The 20,234-nt window shown below is 73.2% G+C and carries 17 protein-coding genes; 6 read left to right on the forward strand and 11 right to left on the reverse strand.

Going from position 1 to position 20,234, the window contains the following annotated elements:
• Positions 1-64: 64 nt before the first annotated feature.
• The 4 genes from ACIBBD_RS20255 to ACIBBD_RS20270 all read right to left on the reverse strand — a co-directional run bounded on the left by ACIBBD_RS20255 (position 65) and on the right by ACIBBD_RS20270 (position 4,512).
• Positions 65-865 (reverse strand): polysaccharide deacetylase family protein, encoded by an 801-nt coding sequence (locus ACIBBD_RS20255; protein WP_399420822.1) that lies wholly within the window; start codon positions 863-865, stop codon positions 65-67.
• A complete protein-coding gene (locus ACIBBD_RS20260) occupies positions 862-1,935 on the reverse strand; it encodes a glycosyltransferase family 2 protein (protein WP_399420823.1) in 1,074 nt (357 codons plus the stop codon). The genes ACIBBD_RS20255 and ACIBBD_RS20260 overlap by 4 nt, the downstream gene beginning before the upstream one ends.
• Positions 1,932-2,762: a glycosyltransferase family 2 protein gene (locus ACIBBD_RS20265; protein WP_399420824.1), complete on the reverse strand. Its 831-nt coding sequence runs from the start codon at positions 2,760-2,762 to the stop codon at positions 1,932-1,934. The genes ACIBBD_RS20260 and ACIBBD_RS20265 overlap by 4 nt, the downstream gene beginning before the upstream one ends.
• A gap of 541 nt (positions 2,763-3,303) precedes the next feature.
• Positions 3,304-4,512 (reverse strand): S8 family peptidase, encoded by a 1,209-nt coding sequence (locus ACIBBD_RS20270; protein WP_399420825.1) that lies wholly within the window; start codon positions 4,510-4,512, stop codon positions 3,304-3,306.
• 307 nt (positions 4,513-4,819) lie between these two features.
• Between ACIBBD_RS20270 and ACIBBD_RS20275 the strand changes: the two genes are divergently transcribed.
• Positions 4,820-5,626: an SGNH/GDSL hydrolase family protein gene (locus tag ACIBBD_RS20275; protein ID WP_399420827.1), complete on the forward strand. Its 807-nt coding sequence runs from the start codon at positions 4,820-4,822 to the stop codon at positions 5,624-5,626.
• Between the two features lie 4 nt (positions 5,627-5,630).
• On the opposite strand, the gene ACIBBD_RS20280 is transcribed toward ACIBBD_RS20275, so the two are convergent.
• From ACIBBD_RS20280 to ACIBBD_RS20295, 4 genes are all read right to left on the reverse strand, one after another.
• On the reverse strand, positions 5,631-7,253 hold the full coding sequence (locus ACIBBD_RS20280; RefSeq protein WP_399420828.1) for a serine/threonine-protein kinase: 1,623 nt from the start codon (positions 7,251-7,253) through the stop codon (positions 5,631-5,633).
• 43 nt (positions 7,254-7,296) lie between these two features.
• Positions 7,297-8,985 (reverse strand): nickel transporter, encoded by a 1,689-nt coding sequence (locus ACIBBD_RS20285; RefSeq protein ID WP_399420829.1) that lies wholly within the window; start codon positions 8,983-8,985, stop codon positions 7,297-7,299.
• Entirely contained in the window at positions 8,982-10,559 is a 1,578-nt protein-coding gene (locus ACIBBD_RS20290) for a tetratricopeptide repeat protein (protein WP_399420830.1), read from the reverse strand. The genes ACIBBD_RS20285 and ACIBBD_RS20290 overlap by 4 nt, the downstream gene beginning before the upstream one ends.
• A 239-nt stretch (positions 10,560-10,798) precedes the next feature.
• Positions 10,799-12,322, reverse strand: coding sequence for a DUF4331 domain-containing protein (locus tag ACIBBD_RS20295; RefSeq protein WP_399420831.1), 1,524 nt, complete (start codon positions 12,320-12,322; stop codon positions 10,799-10,801).
• A gap of 206 nt (positions 12,323-12,528) precedes the next feature.
• Between ACIBBD_RS20295 and ACIBBD_RS20300 the strand changes: the two genes are divergently transcribed.
• From ACIBBD_RS20300 to ACIBBD_RS20310, 3 genes are all read left to right on the forward strand, one after another.
• Positions 12,529-13,071, forward strand: a complete 543-nt coding sequence (locus tag ACIBBD_RS20300; RefSeq protein ID WP_399420832.1) for a sigma-70 family RNA polymerase sigma factor — start codon at positions 12,529-12,531, stop codon at positions 13,069-13,071.
• On the forward strand, positions 13,068-13,886 hold the full coding sequence (locus tag ACIBBD_RS20305) for an anti-sigma factor domain-containing protein (RefSeq protein WP_399420833.1): 819 nt from the start codon (positions 13,068-13,070) through the stop codon (positions 13,884-13,886). The genes ACIBBD_RS20300 and ACIBBD_RS20305 overlap by 4 nt, the downstream gene beginning before the upstream one ends.
• 126 nt (positions 13,887-14,012) lie before the next feature.
• Positions 14,013-14,285 (forward strand): hypothetical protein, encoded by a 273-nt coding sequence (locus ACIBBD_RS20310; RefSeq protein ID WP_399420834.1) that lies wholly within the window; start codon positions 14,013-14,015, stop codon positions 14,283-14,285.
• 9 nt (positions 14,286-14,294) lie between these two features.
• Here the strand turns inward: ACIBBD_RS20310 and ACIBBD_RS20315 are convergent, their stop codons facing one another.
• Genes ACIBBD_RS20315 through ACIBBD_RS20325 form a run of 3 tightly spaced genes read right to left on the reverse strand, consistent with a single transcriptional unit; the run spans position 14,295 to position 17,248 of the window.
• The gene (locus tag ACIBBD_RS20315) at positions 14,295-15,491 is read right to left on the reverse strand and encodes a CaiB/BaiF CoA transferase family protein (RefSeq protein ID WP_399420835.1); all 1,197 of its coding nucleotides are present in this window, start codon (positions 15,489-15,491) and stop codon (positions 14,295-14,297) included.
• A 33-nt stretch (positions 15,492-15,524) separates the two neighbouring features.
• Positions 15,525-16,277, reverse strand: a complete 753-nt coding sequence (locus ACIBBD_RS20320) for an ABC transporter permease (RefSeq protein WP_399421026.1) — start codon at positions 16,275-16,277, stop codon at positions 15,525-15,527.
• A gap of 26 nt (positions 16,278-16,303) precedes the next feature.
• On the reverse strand, positions 16,304-17,248 hold the full coding sequence (locus ACIBBD_RS20325) for an ATP-binding cassette domain-containing protein (protein WP_399420836.1): 945 nt from the start codon (positions 17,246-17,248) through the stop codon (positions 16,304-16,306).
• 64 nt (positions 17,249-17,312) lie between these two features.
• Between ACIBBD_RS20325 and ACIBBD_RS20330 the strand changes: the two genes are divergently transcribed.
• On the forward strand, positions 17,313-18,026 hold the full coding sequence (locus ACIBBD_RS20330; protein WP_399420837.1) for a TetR/AcrR family transcriptional regulator C-terminal domain-containing protein: 714 nt from the start codon (positions 17,313-17,315) through the stop codon (positions 18,024-18,026).
• Between the two features lie 102 nt (positions 18,027-18,128).
• Positions 18,129-20,150: a PQQ-binding-like beta-propeller repeat protein gene (locus tag ACIBBD_RS20335; RefSeq protein ID WP_399420838.1), complete on the forward strand. Its 2,022-nt coding sequence runs from the start codon at positions 18,129-18,131 to the stop codon at positions 20,148-20,150.
• Positions 20,151-20,234: the final 84 nt, after the last annotated feature.

Here is a 20,234-nt window from a genome sequence, read left to right on the forward strand (position 1 = left end):
GGTGCGCCGCGCGCCGCCGCACGGAGGCGGCCGGGGCCCGCTCGCCCCGGCCGCGCCCGTGCGCTCAGACGAGGGCCCCGACGGCCCTGCGGTGGATCTGCCGGGTTCTGCGGACCACCGCGTACCCCTTGGTCAGGGCGCGGTCCCGGGCGAAGGCGCGGGCGACGGCCCGGCCGTCGAGCAGCCGTTCGAACTCCTCGGCGCCCGTGCCGCGCCGCACGGTCACCCGCCGCAGGGCGTACGGCCCCTGGGCCCGGCGGGCGAGGGAGTTGCCGACGGCCAGCGCCTGGGCGAACCCGTTCTCCCGCACCGCCGTGCGCACCCGTCTGCTGGAGTAGCCGTACGGGTAGGCGAACGACACGGGCAGGGAGCCCAGTTCGTCGGCGACGATGTCCCGGCACCGGGTCAGCTCGGCGCGCAGGGTGGCGTCGTCGAGCTGGTCGAGCTGCGGGTGGCTGTGGCTGTGGCCGCCGATCTCGACGCCGGCCTCGGCCAGTTCGCGCACCTGGTCCCAGTCCAGCATGGTGTCCAGGCCGCCGCCGGTGTCGTACGCGCCGCGGAGCCAGCCGGTGGACACGAAGAGCGTGGCCGGGAAGCCGTGCTCGGCCAGGGCGGGGAGGGCGTGCCGGTGCACGCCCTCGTAGCCGTCGTCGAAGGTGATCAGGACCGGCCGGGCGGGAAGCGGCCGGCCGGAGCGCCAACGGGCCGCCAGACCGGCCGTGGTGAGCGGGGTGAGCCTCCGCTCCGCGATCGTCGCCATCTGCTCGGCGAACGCCTCCGGAGTGACCGAGAGGGCCCGGGTGGCGTCGTTCGGCTCGGCCGTGACCGCGTGGTACATCAGGATCGGAACCCGCGCCTGCGTCATGCGGCGTCCTCCTCCCGTCCGGCGGCCCCGGTGGCGGCGGTCCCGGCCTTCTCGCCGATCCGTACCACCGAGAACGTCGTGCCCTCGCGCCGGGCCCTCGCGGTTCCCACCACGTAGCCGCCGGCGGCGGTCAGGACGCCGGCGATGATCGCGCCGGCGCGGCGGGCTCCGCCGGAGCGGCCCAGGAGCTGGTCGCGCAGGCCACGGGCGACGCCGGCCGGCAGGACCCGGGTGGTGTACCGGCGTTCGGACTCCAGCCCCTTGCCGGTGCCGACGCTGCGGGCGACGAGCGCCTTGGACAGCCCCTCGGCGTAGGTGCGGGTACGGAAGTACGCGAAGTGCTCGCGGGCCTCGGGCACCTTGTGGTGGATCACCGCGCGGTCGTCGACGAGCAGGACCGCGTCGGGTCGCGCGCGGCTGAGCCGGATGCACAGCTCCGTCTCCTCACCGCCCAGCGGCCGCTTGTCGCCGTCGCGGCCGATGCCGGTGGCGAAGCCGCCGGCGATCTCGAACGCCTCCCGCCGGAAGGAGGCGTTGCCGCCGAGGACGTTGCGCACCCGGACCCGGCCGGGCGGCAGGCCCCGGTAGGAGCAGCCCACCACCCAGTCGAACTCCTCGGGGAACCAGTCGGGCCGCCGGCCGGAGGACCAGACCGGTACGGTCCGGCCGCCGACCGCCATCACCCGCGGGTCGCTGTAGGGGTCGGCGAAGCGGCGCAGCCAGTCCCGTTCGGCGACGGCGTCGTCGTCGAGGAAGGCGATGACGCCGCCGCGCGAGGCGGCGACGCCGGTGTTGCGGCCGGCCGACAGGCCGCGCGGGCCCGCGTTGGGCAGCACGCGTACCTCGTCGACCTCCTTGTACTCCTTGGTCAGCCGGTCGAGGAGCACCGGGTTGTGGTCGACGACCAGCAGGGTCTCCAGGGCCGGCCGGGTCTGCGCGCGCACCGAGGCGACGGCCGCGAGGATGTCAGCCCAGCGGTCCTCGGTGTAGACGCAGATGACGACGGAGATGCCGCCGGAGTCGGTGGCATCGGTGGTACCGGTATCGGTGCCGGTGCCGTTCTTGCTCAAGACACCTCTCCCCGGACCGTGTCGAGCATCGGCGAGCGGTGGCCGCGGCGGCGCAGCGCCCGCCGGTTGGACCGCTCCTTGAGGATCACCCGCAGCACGCGCAGCCCGTCGCGCACGGCGCGCAGGTTGCTCACGCCGTGGATGCGCAGGTACTCGTGGCTGGGGATCTCCTGCACCCGCAGCCCGGCCTTGACGACCCGGATGTTCATCAGGGTCTCGACCTCGAAGCCGGTGCAGTCCAGCTCGATCTTGTCCAGGCAGTGCCGCCAGAAGGCGTTGTAGCCGTAGCACAGGTCGGTGTAACGGGCGCCGAACTTGCGGTTGACGATGGCGCACAGGACGCGGTTGCCCAGCCAGCGGATGAAGGTCATGTCGTCGGTGCCGCCGCCGTTGGCGAAGCGGGAGCCCTTGGCGAAGTCCGCGCCGGAGACGAGGGCGGAGACGTACGACACGATCTCGTTGCCGTCGGCGGAGCCGTCCGCGTCGACCATCACGATGATGTCGCCGGAGCAGGCCTCGAAGCCGGTGATCAGGGCGTCGCCCTTGCCCCGGCCCTGCTGCCCGACGACCTTGACGCCGGGCCACAGGTCACGGGCGACCTCGACGGTGTTGTCGGTGGAGTTGCCGTCGACCAGCACCACTTCGTGGATCCAGTCGGGCAGGGTCTTGAAGACGTACGGAAGGTTCTCGGCCTCGTTCATCGCGGGAATCACGACGCTCACCGGTGGCGCGATGGCCAGGTGAGAGGAGATGGGCCGGTACTTGCCGACGGTGGACGGAGCCTCGAAGTCCTGGCCCGATGTCGCCGGCTGCAGAACGGAACTCATGAGTCTGGTCCCTCTCGTCCGGTGGACCGCCCGCCCCTGGGCGGCCCGGATCCACGTCCGGTTCGAAAGGGGGGTTTCTCACCCATGGCCGCACGGCATGGCGGAAGACCTCTCCGCCGAGCCCCCGGCACGGCATGGCGGAAGACCTCTCCGCGCACGCCGGGTGAGCTGGCAATTCTGGCCGGCCCCGGAAAACGGCAGCCGACCGCGCGGCACGGCTCGGTCACACAGTGCGGTCACCGAGCACGGCACCCCCCTACCGCGCCCCGCGCCGGAACCGTCGCGGTCCTTGAGCCCTCCCCTGGTGCCGCTTGCTGACGGTCCGATGCGGGTGAGATGTCTGACGGTATTGACGATTGCGCCCGTATGGCAAGACCTGGAAAGAGACCTCACCTTTTTGTTCGTTTGACCGTTACACAACGGGTCGTCCCACCGTCACAACGGACAAGCGCGATCAGGGACCTGACAGAAGTGTTCCCCGGAGACGGCCGGCGCCTCCGGGGAACTGAACTCAACTCACCGTTGTTTCAACGGTGTTGCCTCACGGGACGATCTTCAGCAGGCGGTTCGGGGAGCCGGTGCCCGCGCTGGTGACCTTGCCGGTGGTGGCGCCGTTGACCAGCGCCGTGGCGACCTGGGCCGGAGTGGCCGAGGTGTGGCTCGCCAGGTAGACGGCGGCCGCGCCCGCGACGTGCGGGGTCGCCATCGACGTACCCGAGATGGTGTTGGTGGCCGTGTCGCTGGTGTACCAGCCGGCCGTGATGGAGGAGCCGGGGGCGAAGATGTCCAGGGCCGAGCCGTAGTTGGAGTAGCTGGCCTTGGCGTCGGTGCTGGTGGTGGCGCCGACGGTGATGGCCTCGCCGACCCGGGCCGGGGAGGACGAGGAGGCGGTGGTGCTGCTGTTGCCGGCCGCGACGGCGTAGGTCACGCCGCTCGCTATGGAGTTGCGGACGGCCGCGTCCAGGGTGGTGGAGACGCCGCCGCCGAGGGACATGTTGGCGACCGAGGGGCCGGAGTGGTTCGCCGTCACCCAGTCGATGCCCGCGATCACGCCGGCCGTGGTGCCCGAGCCGCTGTTGTTCAGCACCCGGACCGCCACGATCTTCGCCTTCTTGGCGACGCCGTACGTCGTGCCCGCGATCGTGGTGGCCACGTGGGTGCCGTGGCCGTTGCCGTCCTGGGCGACGGTGTCGCCGTCGACGGCGTCGTAGCCGTTGACCGCGCGGCCGCTGATCTGGGAGTGCGTGATGCGCACGCCGGTGTCGATGACGTACGCCGTGACGCCGCTGCCGCCGGAGTCCGGGTAGGTGTAGGTGCCGGAGAGCGGGAGCGAGGTCTGGTCGATGCGGTCCAGGCCCCAGGGGGCGTTCGACTGCGTGGTGTCGGCCAGCCGGACGGTCTGGTCCTGCTCCACGGAGGCGACGGCCGGGTCGGCGGCGAGTCTGCGGGCCTCGGCGGCGGAGAGGGTGGCCGTGTAGCCGTTCAGCGCGGCGCCGAACGTCTTCTTCACCGAGCCGCCGTACTCCTTGATGAGGTCCTTGCCGGTCGTCGAGGACGCCCTGAAGCCGGCGTCCTGCTTGAGGGTGACGATGTAGCTGTCCTTGACGGCGGTGGGGGAACCGGCCGCGAGCACCCTGCCCTCGGCCGGGGCGGCCTGGGCGGGGAGTGCGGTGAGTCCGCCGACGAGGGCGGCGGCCGCTACGGTGGCGGCGGCGGTGACGCGGACCTTGTTGCTGCGAAGTTGTGCCATTACGAGGGAGTCCTCCTCTAGGCGGCGCGCGCCTGGGTGGGGCGCGCGTCTGTGGGGGGTGCGCGCGGAGTCGCGCACACGGCGTCGAGCGTCGCGGCGTACCGCTCTCTGCTGGGGCAAAGCCTGAGTCATCTACAGGGGTAGAACAAGGGAGTTGAAGCGTTGTCAACAAATTTGACATGACCACGTAATAAACCTGGCATGATCAATCACGCTACGACGGGAAAAGGCTTGGCATGGACACTTCCCGTCAACACGCGTAGTTGCTACGACGGTTGTGGCAGAGATCCTGCTAAAGGGAGGTTGTATGAGACGTTCCCGTATCGCCGTCTTCGTCAGCTCTGTCCTCCTCGCCGCCGGTGCCGCCCTCACCGGGGCCACCTCGGCGCAGGGCACCCAACTCGCCGCGGCCGGAGGCTATGTCGCCCTCGGCGACTCCTACTCCTCCGGCGTCGGCGCCGGCAGCTACCTCAGCACCAGCGGCGACTGCAAGCGCAGCACCAAGGCCTACCCGTACCTGTGGAACGCCGCCCACGCTCCCGCGTCGTTCGCCTTCACCGCCTGCTCGGGCGCCCGGACGGGTGACGTCCTCTCAGGTCAGCTCGCGCCGCTCAACTCCTCCACCGGGCTGGTCTCCATCACCGTCGGCGGCAATGACGCGGGCTTCGCCGACGTCATGACCACCTGCGTGACCGGCTCCGACAGCACGTGCGTGTCCCGCATCAACACGGCCAGGGCGTACGTCGACTCGACCCTCCCCGGCAAGCTCGACAGCGTCTACTCGGCGATCCGCACCAAGGCGCCCAACGCGCGCGTCGTCGTCATCGGCTACCCCCGCTTCTACAAGCTCGGCACCACCTGTCTGGGCATGTCCGAGACCAAGCGCGCCGCCATCAACAACGCCTCCGACCACCTCAACACCGCCATCGCCCAGCGTGCCGCGGCCCACGGCTTCGTCTTCGGTGACGTCCGCACCACGTTCACCGGCCACGAGATCTGCTCCGGCAGCTCCTGGCTGCACAGCGTCAACTGGCTCAACATCGGCGAGTCCTACCACCCGACCGCGTCCGGTCAGTCGGGCGGCTATCTGCCGGTGTTCAACAGCAAGGCCTGAGCCCTCACTCCGAGGGTGACGCGGAGGGGGAGGCTCCGTCCGACGGGGCCTCCGTCTCGCACGTCACCGAGAACGGCACCGCGTTCGACGTCGTCCGCTGCGGCTCGCGCACCTCGACCCCGATCGCGTTCCGGTACGTCCCGCTCTCGGCGTACGTCGTCACGCTCACCCGGTCCTGCCGCGACCTGCCGCCGTCCGCCGGGAAGTCGAGCGTCTTCCAGCCGGAGTCCGCGAGCTCGCCCTCCTCCGACACCCATCGGTAGGACACCTGTGCGGGCAGCCGGCCCACCGTGATGGTCGCCGTGAAGGCGGGCGCCTCCTCGCCCGGCGGCGGACAGGCGCCGGAGTAGTCCGTGTGCGTGCCGGTGACGGTGACGGCGACGGACTGCGCCGGAGCCTCACTCGAGGCGCTCTCGCTCTCACTCGGGCTCGCGCTCGGCGAGGGCGGCCCGTCGCCCCCCGTCCCGCTCTCCTCCGGCGACGGTGACGGCGACGTCGACGTACCGACGCCCTGCGACCGGCTCGTCGTGGCGCCCCCGGCACCGTCGTCCCCGTCACCCCGGTTCAGCAGCCCGTACGTCAGCCCGGCGACCGCCAACGCCAGCGCCGTCACGCCCGCGACGAGCACACCCGCGGTACGCCGGTTGCCGTCCCGGTCGGTCCGGGTGGTCGCGGCGGGCCCGGTCCACGCGGGCGGCGTCGGCTGCCGCGGGGGCGGCGGTTCGGTCCCCGCCGTCGACGGCACGCCCGCGACCGTGGGCGCGTACGGCGTCGCCCCGAGCGTCCCGGCGCGCGGGGTGCCGCCCGCGGCGACGACCCGCAGGTCCTGCTCGGCGCGGTCGGCCGGCAGCCGCTCGGCCGGATCCTTGCGCAGCAGACCCTCGATCACCGGGGCGAGCGGCCCCGCCCGGCGCGGCGGCGGCAACTCCTCGTCGACGATGGCGCGCAGGGTGCTCAGCGGGGTGTCCTGCCGGAAGGGGGAGTCGCCCTCCACCGCCGCGTACAGCAGCACGCCCAGCGACCACAGGTCCGACTCGGGCCCCGGCGTGCGCCCGAGCGCCCGCTCCGGCGCGAGGAACTCGGGGGAGCCGATGACCTCACCGGTCATGGTCAGCGCGGAGGTGCCCTCGACGGTGGCGATGCCGAAGTCGGTGAGCACCACCCGGCCGTCGTTCGACATCAGCACGTTGGCCGGTTTCACGTCCCGGTGCAGCACCCCCGCCTCGTGCGCCGCCCGCAGCGCGGACAGCACCTCGGCGCCGATGTGCGCGACCCGGGCCGGCTCCAGCGGGCCCTCGGCGTCCAGCAGATCGGCGAGGGAGATGCCCCGCACCAACTCCATGACGATCCAGGGCCGGCCGTCCTGCGTGGCCACGTCGTACACCGTCACGACGTTCCGGTTGGCGACCCGGGCCGCGGCCCAGGCCTCGCGCTCCAGTCGGGCGTACAGCCGTTCGATGTCGGCGGTGGGCAACCCGGCCGGGGCGCGCACCTCCTTGACGGCGACCTCGCGGTGCAGCACCTCGTCCCGGGCCCGCCACACGGTGCCCATGCCGCCCTCGCCGAGTGGGGACAGCAGACGGTAGCGGCCCGCGATCAGACGTTCACTGGCCGGTCCTTCGGACACCGCGCCCCCTTCGCATCCGGGCGAATACCTCCACAAACGTAACTCAGGCGAGGACGGATGCCGCCCCCTTGAACACCAGTCCGGCCCCGAGGGCCACGACGAGGAGCGCCGACCAGAGCGGCACGTTGCGGCGGACCAGTGCCGCGACCGGATGCGTGGTCCAGCGCGGGCCGCGGTCCAGGAACCGGGCCGCGCCCGCCCCCAGCCTGACCACGGCGAACCCGGCGGCCGTGAGGGTCAGCGCGAGACCCACGCCGTACGCGACGACCAGCAGCAGCCCGAACCAGGCGTGCCCGAGCGCCGCCGCGCCGACGAGCACGACGACGGCGGACGGACTGGGGACGAGCCCTCCGGCGAAGCCGAGGAGGATCGTGCCGCGGAGGGTGGGGGCGGTGGAGTGGGTGTGGGTGGAGCCGCCGTGGGTGTGGGCGTGCCCGTGGCCGTGGTTGTGATGGTGATCGTCGTGGCTGTGGCTGTGGCTGTGGTCGTGCTCGTGGGGGTGGTCGTGGGCGTGCTCGTCGTGGTGGTCGTGACCGTGGTCGTTCCCGGGCCCGTCCTGCGCGTGGCCGTGCCCCTGCGCGTACCCGTGGCCGTGGTGGGTGTGGTCCGCGGGGGCGCCGACGAGGGCGAGTTCACGGGCGGGGGCCGTCGTGTGCTCGTGGGGACGGGTGTGCGCGTGTGCGGGGCCGCGACCGTGCCGTCGGGTGTGCCAGGCCCGGCGGACCAGGGTCGCGCCCGCGCACAGGACGAGGGCGCCGCTGGCCAGACCCAGCCAGCCGATCACCGAGGGGGCGGCGGCCGAACCGGCGGTGACCAGGAGGCCGAGGGCGACCACGCCCAGGGTGTGGGTGACCGTGACCGACGCGGCGAGGGGCAGCACGTCCCTCATCCGGGCCCTGCCGCCCCGGGCGGCCGCCGTCGCGGCCATGAGCGTCTTGCCGTGCCCGGGGGCGACCGCGTGCATCGCGCCCAGGCCCACCGCGACGACCAGGGCGAGGGCGGCGAAGCCGAGGGTGAGGTCCTGCCGGGCGACCAGGCTGTCCAGGGCCCGCGTCCAGCGGTCGGCCCCGCGGGGCAGGACGGACGCGGCGGGCGCGTCACGTTCCCCCTCGACGAGGGCCGCGCCGCCGGGCCGCACCCGCAGGGAGGCGGTCGCGGTGTCGGCGGGGGAGGACAGCAACTCCTGCGGGTAGTCGGTGAGTCCGTCCGACAGCGACTCGGCCGGCACGTCGGAGGCGGTGAGCGTCATCCGGTCACCCCGCGCGGTGATCTCCCGCCAGCCGGGCCCGGAGGAGGCGCCCGCCCCCCGGAAGCCGAGCGAGACCGTCTCCTCCTCGGGCAGCGGAGCCGTCAGCCGGCACTCCACGCGCACGGTGTCCAGCCCGGCCTGACCCGGCCGTACGACCGCCCTGGCGGCGCCGGCCGTGAGGGCGACCGGGCGGCCGTCGACGGTCAGCGCGCTGTCCGTGGCGGCCGCGGCGCAGCGCTGCCGGGCCCATGCGGTGAGGCCGAGCCGTTCGATGTCCGGCTTCGCCTGGGTCGCCGGGATCTCGGCGAGATCCTCGACGTGGTCGACGCGCAGGTGTCCGGGGGCGGCGACGAGGCCGTCGTAGCGGTTGACGGTGAAGTTGCCCAAGGGGTGCGCGCCGGCGCTGGTGGACGGGATCAGCGCGAGCGCGCACCCGGCCGTCAGGACGGCCGCGCCGGAGGCGAACACACGACGGGAGTTCACTTGGCGGCCTCCAGCGTCTTCAGCGCGGCCCGGGCCTCGCGGGCGCCCACGGGGGAGAAGCCGGGGTTCAGCTCCAGGGCCGCCGTGAGGTGGTCGCGGGCGTCCCGGGTGTGTCCCGTGGCGCGTTCGATGAGGCCGCGGTGGTAGAGGAAGGTCGCGTTGCGGTAGCCGGTCGCCGTGGCCTGCCGGGCGTAGGGGAGGGCTTCCGCGTCCCTGCCGTTGACGTGCAGGGCCCAGGCGAGGGCGTCCGCGGTGTGCACGGTGTGGCGGCGGGCCCACTCGGCGCGGGCCGCGCGAAGGGCCGCCGCCCGGTCGCCGTGGTCGGCGGCGGCGAGCGCGGTGTCGAGGTCGGCGTTGACGCCGTTGGCGCGGGCGAGGGCGGTCCAGGCGTCGACGAGCGTGTACTGCTCCTCGGCCTTCGCCGCGTCGCCCGCGCCGCCCCTGGCCTCGTACAGCTCACCGAGCCCGACCAGCGGGCCGGGCAGCGGGAAGCGGGCGACGACCTGTTCCAGTCCCTCGATCGCCTCCGCCTGCCGACCGCTCGCCGCCTGGGCGCGGGCCCGGCCCTCCAGCGCCGGGAGGTAGTTCTCGTCGGCGGCGAGGGCACGGGCGTAGTGGGTGAGGGCGGTGGCGTGGTCGCCCTCGTTCCAGGCGAGCTGGCCGAGCTGGGTGGCGACGTAGGCGATGTCGCCGGGGGTGGTCGAGGCGGCGAGCGCCTGGTCCAGGACCCGGCGGGCGGTGGCGATGTCGCCGCGCAGCTCGTGGACGTAGGCGTACCGCGTGAACACCGGTACGCCGGGCCGCCGTCGGTCCGCGGTCCGCGCGGCCTGCCGTGCCTCCTCGTACCGGCCGAGCTCGACGAGCGCGTCGACACGGGAGCACAGGGCGCGTTCGTTGTAGGGGTTCTGCTTCAGGGCCTGGTCGGCGTGGCTCAGGGCGCCGGCGAAGTCGTGCCGGGCGGCGGCGAGCGCGGCACGGCCGGAGAGGGCCGCGTCGTTCCCCGGACGCAGCTCCAGCGAGCGCTGCAGGGCCTTCTCCGCCTGCGGGTAACGGGAGGGGTCACCCTTCGTCCGGGCCTGCTCGACGTAGGCGAGCCCGAGCGTGGCCCAGCTCCCGAAGTCCTTGGGCTGGGTGCGGAGGTGGGCCTGGAGCGAGGTGATCGCGGCGTCGAGGTCGGCGCCGGCGAGCAGCCCGGGGGAGACCGCGGCGGCCGCGGCCACCGGAGCCGGGTCCCCGTCTCGCGCGGCCCCGAACGCGATCGCCCCGGCGGTGAGAGCGACGGCCACCATGGCCGCGCACGTCCCGAGGTGCAGCGCCCGCCGGCGACGCCCCGCGGCGCCCACCCGGCGAACGGCGGCGACCCGCGCGTCGGCCTCGCCGGCACGGGGGCCGGTGTCCCCGGCACCCGGGACGACGTCCTTCCCGCCCCCCTCGGCTCCCGGAGCGCCTTCGACGTCCCCGGGCTGCGCAGCCTTTTCAGCGTCCTCCCGCCCGCCCGCGTCCTGCGTGTTCTCCACGTCCTTGGAGGCCGGTCGCTCGCGCTCCGGTTCGCCGTCGTTCGTACGCGGGGACATGCCCTCTCCTCGGTCGCCTGGGGTGGATCGTCCTGCTGGTGGGGTGGCGCGGCCCGCGCCGTGGGGGACTGGGTACGCGGGCCGCGCCGGTCGGTGGGGTGGTGCGGGCCGGGGAGCGCAGGATTCTCCCCGGCCCGGGTCCGAGGGCCGGCCGTCCGGATCCTGACCGGCGTCCGCGAGGCTCCGTCAGAAACCCCCCCACCCGGCGGAACGGCCCCGGCGGTGCGTCCGGTCGGTTCCTAGTGGCGCCGGTAGGACGGTCGCTGCATCCGGCGCCACCACATCAGGCCGCCGCCGATGAGCAGGATCCCGGCCGCGCCGGCGCCCGCGGACCCGGCGATCAGACCGGTGTTCCCCATGGAGTCGCCCGTGAGGGCGTCGCCGAGCTGGCTGCGCACGCCGGCCTCGGTCTTGGCGGTCGCGCCGCGCGAGCCCTCGGTGGGCAGGGCGACGTAGGGGAAGGCCTTCTCGAACTCCTTGTCGTTCTTGTCGACCGCGTCGCCCAGGTCGTTCTTGGCACCGAGCAGTTCACCCTCGACGACCTGCAGCGCGGCGTCGATCACGTCGTCGGTGAGCCGGCGTCCGTTCGGGAAGCCCGCGGTGTCGCCGTCGAGCACGCCCAGCCGCTTGGGGCTGGCGGCCGGCTTGATCGAGGTGTTGAGACGCAGCTGCTCCGACGGCGTCACGTGCGGGGGCTGGTTGAGGTCCTTGACGCCCTTCAGGAAGACGTCGACGAGGTCGTTGCGCGGCTCGGCGGGCGCCTTGATCTTGTAGATCGCCTCGATGAGCTTGGGCAGCTCGGGGTTGGTGACGTTCTTCAGGAACTGGGCGTCGTCCTTCGGCTCGGACGCGTTGAACGTGTCCTTGTCCTTGATCGGGTTGACGACCTCGTTCACCAGCGGGTTGCCGAGGCGCGAGACCTGCGCGTAGTAGCCCTCCGCGTTCTTGCGCTGGGTGGTCGACCAGATGCCCACGATCGGCTGGTGCTCCGACTCCACGATCAGGTCCGTCGGGACCTGGAGGGCGATGGAGTTGACGTTGTAGCCCTTGAGCGTGTCGTTGCCGACCTCGGAGAGGTCCCCGCCGTACAGCAGGTCGAAGACGCGCAGGTCCAGGAAGAACGGGTCGTCGGCCTGGCCGGCGAAGGTCTTCGCGCCGTTGGAGAGCTTGTAGACGGCCTGCTCGCGCAGTTTGGCGTAGTCCGGCATCGACGCCTTGCCCACGTTCGACGGCGCCACCGGCACGTCGTCCGCGAGTTTCGTCCGGTGGGACTCCTTGCCGTGCTCGAGCTTGACCAGCTCGATGTCGTACGTCTGGGTCACGTTCAGGTCGGCGTCGTCGAGGCTCTCGACCACTCCGGTGTTGTACAGGAACGTCTTCTTGTTCTTGACCTTCGTCTTGAACGTGTACCGGAACAGCAGGTCGCCCTGCGCGTCACCGTTGTTGTCGATGTGCAGGTCGTACTGGGCGTCCTCGGCGAACGGGAAGAAGTTCGGGCCACCCGCCGGCTCCTCGAAGGGGATCCAGTTGGCGATGATCGTCGTCGAGTCCGGGTGGTCAGGGCTCACGAACGCGTACACGTCGGTGTTGTCGTACTGCGGGGTGCCCGAGATGAGCGGGGCCTCCCGGTGGCTGGAGGCGGCGGCCTCCCCCGGTTCCAGCGTGGCGACGCCGGCGGCCGCGAGCCCCCCGGCGGCCAGCGCACCGCATATGAGGGTCGCGACGCCCCTGCGTCCGGATCCGCTCCTGGAGATAGCTGTCATGCCGTCCGTCCTCTGTGCCAACTTGCCTGACGGACAGTGATACGGAGCAGGGGGGCGGGTCGGATTGGTCGAAACCCAAAAACTTTTTCTTTCCTGCTCACCCGCGTTTCCGGCCCTCGGATCCGTATAAACCCCTCCGGAGGTGTGCCTTGCGAATGCCTGGTAGGACGGGACGGCCCGGGTGCGGCCGCGGGGAGGGGGACCGGATGGAGGCGGACGAACTCCTGCTGCTTGTGGCGGGGGGTGACCAGAAGGCGTTCGAGCAGCTCTACGCGTTGGTGGCCGGGCCGGTGTTCGGACTGGTCCGGCGGGTGGTGCGGGATCCGGCGCAGTCGGAGGAGGTGTCCCAGGAGGTGCTGCTCGAACTCTGGCGCTCCGCGGCCCGCTTCGACCCGGGGCGCGGCAGTGCCCTGTCGTGGATCCTCACCCTCGCCCACCGTCGCGCCGTCGACCGGGTGCGCAGCGTCCGCGCGGCCGGCGAGCGCGAGCAGCGCGAGGCCCAGCGCGCCCACCACCCCGCCTTCGACCAGGTGTCCGAGGAGGTCGAGGCGGGCCTGGAGCGTGAATGGGTGCGCCGCTGCCTGGACCGCCTGACGGTCCTGCAGCGCCAGTCCGTCACCCTCGCCTACTACGACGGCTACACCTACCGCGAGGTGGCCGAGCGGCTCTCCCTGCCGCTGGGTACCGTCAAGACCCGGATGCGTGACGGGCTCACGCGGCTGCGCGACTGTCTGGGAGGTGCCGCATGAGTCTGTTCGGACTCTTCCGCCGCGGGGATCTGCACTCGTTGGCCGCGCCCTACGCGCTCGACGCCCTCGAACCCGACGAACGGCGACGCTTCGAGAGGCATCTGAGGAACTGCGACCGCTGCGCCGCCGAGGTGCGGGCGCTGTCCGAGGACGCCGTCCGGCTCGCCTGGTCGACGGCCGCCCCGCCGCCGGCCGCGATGCGTGACCGGGTCCTGGCCGCCGTACGGACCACTCCGCAGGAGCCCGCGTCCGGGCCGGTGCGGGAGCGCGCGCCCCAACTGCCGCCGCACGTCTGGGGCAAGCAGCCGCCTCCCGCGCGCACCCGTGCGCCCCGTGCGCGCCGTCCCCTGTTCGTGCCGTTCGCCACCGCGACGGCCGCGGCCGCGCTCGTCGTCGCCTCGCTCTTCGCCGTCCAGGCCGACCGGACCCGGGACGAACTCGCCGCCGAGCGGGCGCAGGCACGTGAGATCGCCCACGTTCTCGCAGCTCCGGACGCCAGGGCGAGCACCGGCAAGGACGCTCAGGGCCGCAGTATCGGAGTGATCGCCTCCGCTTCGGCGGGGGAGGCGATCGTCACGTTGAGCGGATACGGCGACCTGCCGACCGGACAGGTGCACCAGCTCTGGCTCATGCGCCCTGACGCGCAACCGCGCTCCCTGGGCCTCTTCGATGGTGACACGCCCCTGGTCGCGACCGGCCTCGACCGGTCGTCGGCGTCACTCGCTGTGACCGTCGAGCCTGACGGAGGGTCACCACAGCCCACTACGCAGCCGGTTGTCCAACTCACCCTGAAATCGGTTGGATTCGGAGAGTGACCGGGGAGGAGTCGTCAACCCCCTTACGGGGAAGGTGATTCCTGAGACCGCGATACACGGGTGCTCCGACGGGGCGATAGGGTTACCCTGCCCGGGCCGGGTGGACTCGTACGGGTGGGGAGTGACATGGAACAGATAACAGTGCGCAGCAGGGCGAGGGTCCCTGCGATCACCTGCGGGAGCAGCGCGACCAGTTCGCGTCTCGACCGCCATCTCTCGGTGCTGGCGGGTCCCGCCATCCCGCAGCGGGAGACGGCCGAGGCGACCTCGCTGATGCGGGAACTGACCGCGCGTGAGCCCGCGCACCGCAGCCCCAGGGGTGCCCGGGTGAGCCGGGTCTCGCTCTTCGCGCCGTTGCGTCGACTGCGCCGTTCGCTGTTCGGCGGCAACAAGCACTGAGGCCCGCGCTCAGGCGGCCACACCGTCCCGGCGCAGCGCTGCGATCTCGTCGTCCGTCATCCCCACGGCACGCAGCACCGCCCCGGTGTGCTCCCCGAGCGCGGGCACGGCCCCCATCCGTGCCTCCGCCCCGCCCGGCAGTGTGATCGGAGGAAGCAGCGCCCGCAGCGGCCCGGCAGGTGAGTCCACCTCCCGCCACCGCTCGCGGGCCGCCAGCTGCGGATGCTCCGCCAGCTCCCGCAGATCCCTCAGGCGCGCGCACGCGATGCCCGCGCCCTCCAGCCGCGCCAGCGCCTCGTCGGTGTCCAGCGCCCCCAGCGCCTCCGCCACCAGCGCGTCCGTCCGCTCCCGGCGGGCGACCCGCGCCGCGTTCGTGGCGTACGCCGGATCCTCCCCCAGCTCCGGCCGCCCCAGCACCTGTTCGGCCAGCCGTCGCCACTCCCGGTCGTTCTGCACCGACAGCAGCACCCGCCCGCCGTCCGCCGTCGGATAGGCGTCGTACGGCGCGATCACGGCGTGCGCGAGGCCGGTGCGCACCGGGGGAGTGCCGCCGTGCAGGGTGTGGTGCAGGGGATGCCCCATCCACTCCGCGAGCGCCTCCAGCATCGACACCTCCACCGGCCCGCCCCGCCCGGTCGTACCCCGCCGCAGCAGCGCCGCCAGCACGCCCGAGAAGGCGTACATGGCGGCCGCGATGTCGGCCGCCGGAATCCCCGCCTTCACCGGCTGCTCCGGCGTCCCCGTCACCGACACCAGCCCCGCCTCGCACTGCACGAGCATGTCGTACGCCCGCTTGTCCGCGTACGGTCCCGACGCCCCGTACCCCGAGATGTCGACGGCGACCAGGCGCGGGTGCGCCGCGCACAGGGTGGCCGCGTCCAGGCCGAGCCGGGCCGCCGCGCCCTGCGCGAGGTTCTGCACGAACACGTCCGCGTCCGCGACCAGCCGCCGTACGACGTCCAGGCCGCGCGGGTCCTTCAGGTCCAGCGCGATCGACTCCTTGCCGCGGTTGCACCACACGAAGTGCGAGGCGAGACCGCGGGCCGCGGTGTCGTAGCCGCGCGCGAAGTCGCCGCCGTCGATCCGCTCGACCTTGATCACCCGGGCTCCGAGGTCGGCGAGCTGCCGGGTGGCGAACGGGGCCGCGACGGCCTGCTCGACGGCGACGACGGTGATGCCCTCCAGGGGCAGGGGGAGCTGGTCCATGGGGTGGATCATCACCCTCGGCCGGCGGGTTTGTCATGCACGGGGGTGCGCGTAGGCGCGTACCGCCAGGGGGGCGAACACCGCGATCAGCACCGCGCACCAGGCCAGTGAACCGGCGACCGGATGCGCCACCGGCCAGGCGGCGTCCTCGGGGACCGGCGCGTTGCCGAACAGGTCCCGCAGGGCCGTGGTGACCGCGCTGATCGGGTTCCACTCGGCGACGGTGCGCAGCCAGCCCGGCAGGTTGTCCGTGGGGATGTAGGCGTTGGACAGCAGCGGCAGCATGAAGGTCGCGCTGCCGAGCTGGCCGGCCGCCTCCTCGCTGCGGGAGAGCAGCCCCAGGTGGATCCCGATCCAGGTGCACGCGAACCGGAACAGCAGCAACAGGCCCACCGCGGCGACGGCCGCCGGCGCCGATCCCTCGACGCGCCAGCCGACCGCGAGGCCCACCAGCAGGAAGGGAACCGTTCCCGCCGCCGTGACGACGAGGTCGGCCACCGCCTGCCCGAGCGGCACGGCCGCCCTGCTCGTCGGGAGCGTGCGCAGCCGGTCCGTCACGCCCCGGTGGACGTCCTGCGCCGCCTGGAACATGCCCGTCATGATGCCGTTGGCGGCCGTCGCCACCAGCAGGCCCGGCACGAGGAACGAGCGGTACTCGGCGCCGGGCATCGCCAGCGCGCTGCCGAAGACGTAGCCGAAGAAGAGCAGCATGGTGATCGGCATGGTCTGGGTGAGGATCACCAGGGCCGGGTTGTTCCGGACGCGGAGCAGCTGGCGGCCCAGCATGGCCGTTCCGTCGTACGCGAGGCTGCTCACGCGGCGGCCTCCCCGTCGTTCGTCAGACGCAGGAACACGTCGTCGAGCGTGGGTGGTCTGAGGCTGGCGTCGAGCAACGGCACGCCCGCGGCGTCGAGTTCGCGGACCAGGCGGGGAAGGGTGAGCGTGGTGTCGCGGGTGACCGCGCCGACGGCCGCCCGCGCCTCGTCGAAGGCCGGCTCGGCGCCCGTGAGCCGGTCCAGCACCCCCGCCGCCTTCGCCAGGGCGTCGCCGTCCGCGACGACCACCTCCGCGTACGAGCCGATGAGCGCCTTCAGGTGCCGGGGCGAACCGGTGTGCGCGACGCGGCCCCGGTCCACCAGGGCGATGTCGTCGGCGAGTCGGTCCGCCTCCTCCAGGTACTGGGTGGTCAGCAGGATGGTCGTGCCGTCCTGCTTGAGTTCGCGGACGGCGTCCCAGATGGTGTTGCGGGACGCCGGGTCGAGGCCGGTCGTCGGCTCGTCCAGGAAGAGGACGTGCGGGCGGCGGATCAGGCTCGCCGCGAGGTCGAGGCGGCGGCGCATCCCTCCCGACCAGGTCGACGCCGGGCGGTCGGCGGCCTCGGTCAGCCCGAAGCGGGCGAGCAGTTCGTCGGCCCGTGCGGCCGGCCCGCGCACCCGGTGCAGACGGGCGAACAGGCGCAGGTTCTGCCGGCCGGTGAGGTCGCCGTCGACCGAGGCGTACTGCCCGGTGACGCCGATGGCGCGACGGACGGCCGCGGCCTCCCGGGCGAGGTCGTGCCCGGCGACGCGCGCCGACCCCGCGTCGGGCCGCAGCAGCGTCGTGAGCAGGCGTACGGCCGTGGTCTTGCCCGCCCCGTTCGGCCCGAGGATCCCGCAGACCGTGCCCCGGGGGACGGCGAGGTCGAGGCCCCGCAGGGCACGCACCTCGCCGAACCGCTTCTCGAGACCCTCACTAAGTACAGCGTACGTAGTCGTCATGCGTCGACCATAGCGCACTACGTACGGTGTACGTAACTACGATGGTGGGCGAGGTGATGAATCGATGGCGGGCCGAGCGGCCGTACCCGAAGTGATCTGGGCCCGTCCGGAGCGGACGGGCCGGGGGCCCAAGCCGGCCCACACGCGCGCCGACATCGCGGCGGCGGCCGTCCGGATCGCCGACGCGCAGGGCCTGGACGCGGTGTCCATGCGCCATGTCGCCGCCGAGCTGGGCTGCGGCACGATGTCGCTGTACAACTACGTCCCCCGCAAGGAGGACCTGTACGAGCTGATGGTGGACGCGGTCAGTGGCGAGCACGAGGAGTGGGAGCCGAGCGGGGACTGGCGTGCGGACCTGCTGCGCGTCGGGCGTGACACGCGCGCGTTGATGCACCGGCATCCCTGGCTGCCGCGCCTGATGTCACCGGTGTACGGGTTCAGCCCGAACGCGCTGCGCTACCTGGAGCACTGTCTCGCCTGCCTGGACCCGCTGGACATGACGTACGGCCTGAAGCTGCAGCTGGTCGCCATGGTCAACGGGGTCGTGACGACGTACGTCTCGAACGAGCTGGCCACCGCTGAGCGGACGCGGTCGCTGCCGTGGTCGGCGGACGAGGAGAACGCGGTGCGGATCGCCTATCTGGGGAGCCAGGTGGCCGGCGGGGCCTATCCGCGGATGGCGGCGGCGTTCGCGGAGGATCCGGGGCCGATCGATCCGGAGGCCGTGTTCGAACTGGCGCTGGAGAGGGTGCTGGACGCGTTCGTGCCACGGCGGTGAGGGGGCGCCGGCGCGCGCCGTCCGGGCCCGTGTGTCGGCAGGTCGCGTGGGGAAGGCTCCTCCCCTCACGGAGTAAGGGGGGCGGGGGCCTTGGAACCGCTGATGCCGGACGATCCCCGTAAGGTCGGTCGCTATGAGGTGCTCGCCCGGCTGGGCAGTGGCGGCATGGGCCGGGTCTACCTCGCCCGGTCGCGGGAGAACGAGCAGGTCGCGCTGAAGGTCATCCGGCCCGACCTCGCCGAGGACCCCACCTTCCGCAGACGCTTCACCCGGGAGGTCGACGCCTCCCGTTCGGTGGCGGGCGCGTACACCGCCGGAGTCGTCGACGCGGATCCCGACGGGACACCGCCCTGGCTGGCCACCGCCTACATCCCCGGACCCTCCCTGCAGGAGGCGGTGCGCGCCGGGGGCGCGCTGCCCGAGGACTCGGTGCGAGACCTGGGGCTCGGGCTGGTCCAGGCGCTGGCCGCGATCCACGCGGCGGGCGTGGTCCACCGCGACCTCAAACCGGGCAACGTGCTGCTGGCGCCGGACGGTCCGCGGGTCATCGACTTCGGCATCTCACGGCTGGTCGCGGCCAGCGCGCTGACCCACACCGGGACCACGATGGGCTCCCCGGGGTACATGGCGCCGGAGCAGATCCGCGGGAAGGGCGTGGGGCCCGCCGCCGACGTGTTCTCGCTCGGCGCCGTCCTCGTCTTCGCGTCCACCGCCGCCGGGCCGTTCGGTGAGGGCTCGGTCGAACTGCTGCTGTACCGCATCGTCCACGAGGAGCCGTATCTCGGTGCGGTGCCGGACCGGCTGCTCGGCATCGTCGCCTCCTGCCTGGACAAGGAGGCGACGCGTCGTCCCGGGCTGCGCGAGGTCGCGAACGCCCTCGCCTCCGGTCGGCCCGCGACCCCGCTGTTCCGCCCCGGCTGGCTGCCCCGCCCGGCGACCGTCGGCACCGGGGACCCGCGGCACCTCCTCGTCCGCGCCACCGGCCCCGGCGACACCGGCGCCCCCACCTCGACGGCCCACCCGCCGCGGCCCGCCGCACCGGACCTCCCCGGACTCCCCGCCCCCGCCCCCGGACCCGACATCGCCCGCCGGCGCCTGGTCCTCGCCGCCGCCGCACTCACGGCCTCCGCCGCCCTGGGCTTCACCGGCTGGCGCCTGCTGGACGACGACCCGCGTCCACCGGCCGGCACCCGGCTGTGGCGCTTCCCGGTCACCGGCGTCCTCGTCAACCACCCCAGGGTCGCGGGCGACCTGGTGTACGCGGCGAGCAACGACGGCACCCTCTACGCCGTCGACGCGGCGTCGGGCGAACACCGCTGGTCGTACACGACCGGCGCGGCGCTGGGCTCCGCCCCGTACCTCCTCGGCGGTGTCGCCTACCTGGGCAGCGACGACGGCAGGCTCTACGCGCTGGACGCCCGGACCGGCAAGGAGCGCTGGAGGTTCGAGACCGGCGGGATCGTGCACTCACCGGTGGTGACCGGCGGGGTGGCGTACGTCGGCAGCGCGGACGGACACCTGTACGCGGTCGACGTCTCCGACGGCAGCCGCCTGTGGCGGTACCGGACGGGCCACGACACCCACTCCCCGACGGTGGCCGGGGAGACCGTCTACGTCGGCTGCAGCGACACGCGCCTGTACGCCGTCGACGCCCACACCGGCGCCGAGCGCTGGACGTTCACCACGGCCGGCGCCGTCTCCTGGTTCCCCGTGGTGACGGGCGGACTGGTGTACTTCGGCAGCACCGACGAGACCCTCTACGCGGTCCGCGCCACCACCGGCCGTCAGGTGTGGCGGGCTCAGGGCGTCTCCGCCAAGGCCGGGCCCCTGGTCGCCCGCGGCACGGTCTACTGCGGCAGCGGCCGGGAACTGCGCGCCTGGGACGCCACGACGGGCGAGAGGCGCTGGGCGCTGGCCACCGGGGGCGATGTGGGCGCCCCCACCGTCGCGGACGGCGTCGTGTACGCAGGCAGCAGCGACCAGCGGCTGTACGCCGTCGACGCCGACACCGGCGAGCGGGTGTGGACCTTCACCGCCGGCGCCGAGGTGCACCCCCCGACGGCGACCCCGGACGCCGTGTACTTCGGAGGGGCGGACAGCCGCCTCTACGCCGTGCGCACCTGACGCCCCGCGCGCCCGCCGCGCGCCCCACGCGCCGGTGCCGAGCACCATGCGCCCGCAACCGGCCGGCCACCGAGGGTGTCTGAA

Source organism: Streptomyces sp. NPDC051315 (assembly GCF_044455165.1).
GTDB lineage: Bacteria > Actinomycetota > Actinomycetes > Streptomycetales > Streptomycetaceae > Streptomyces.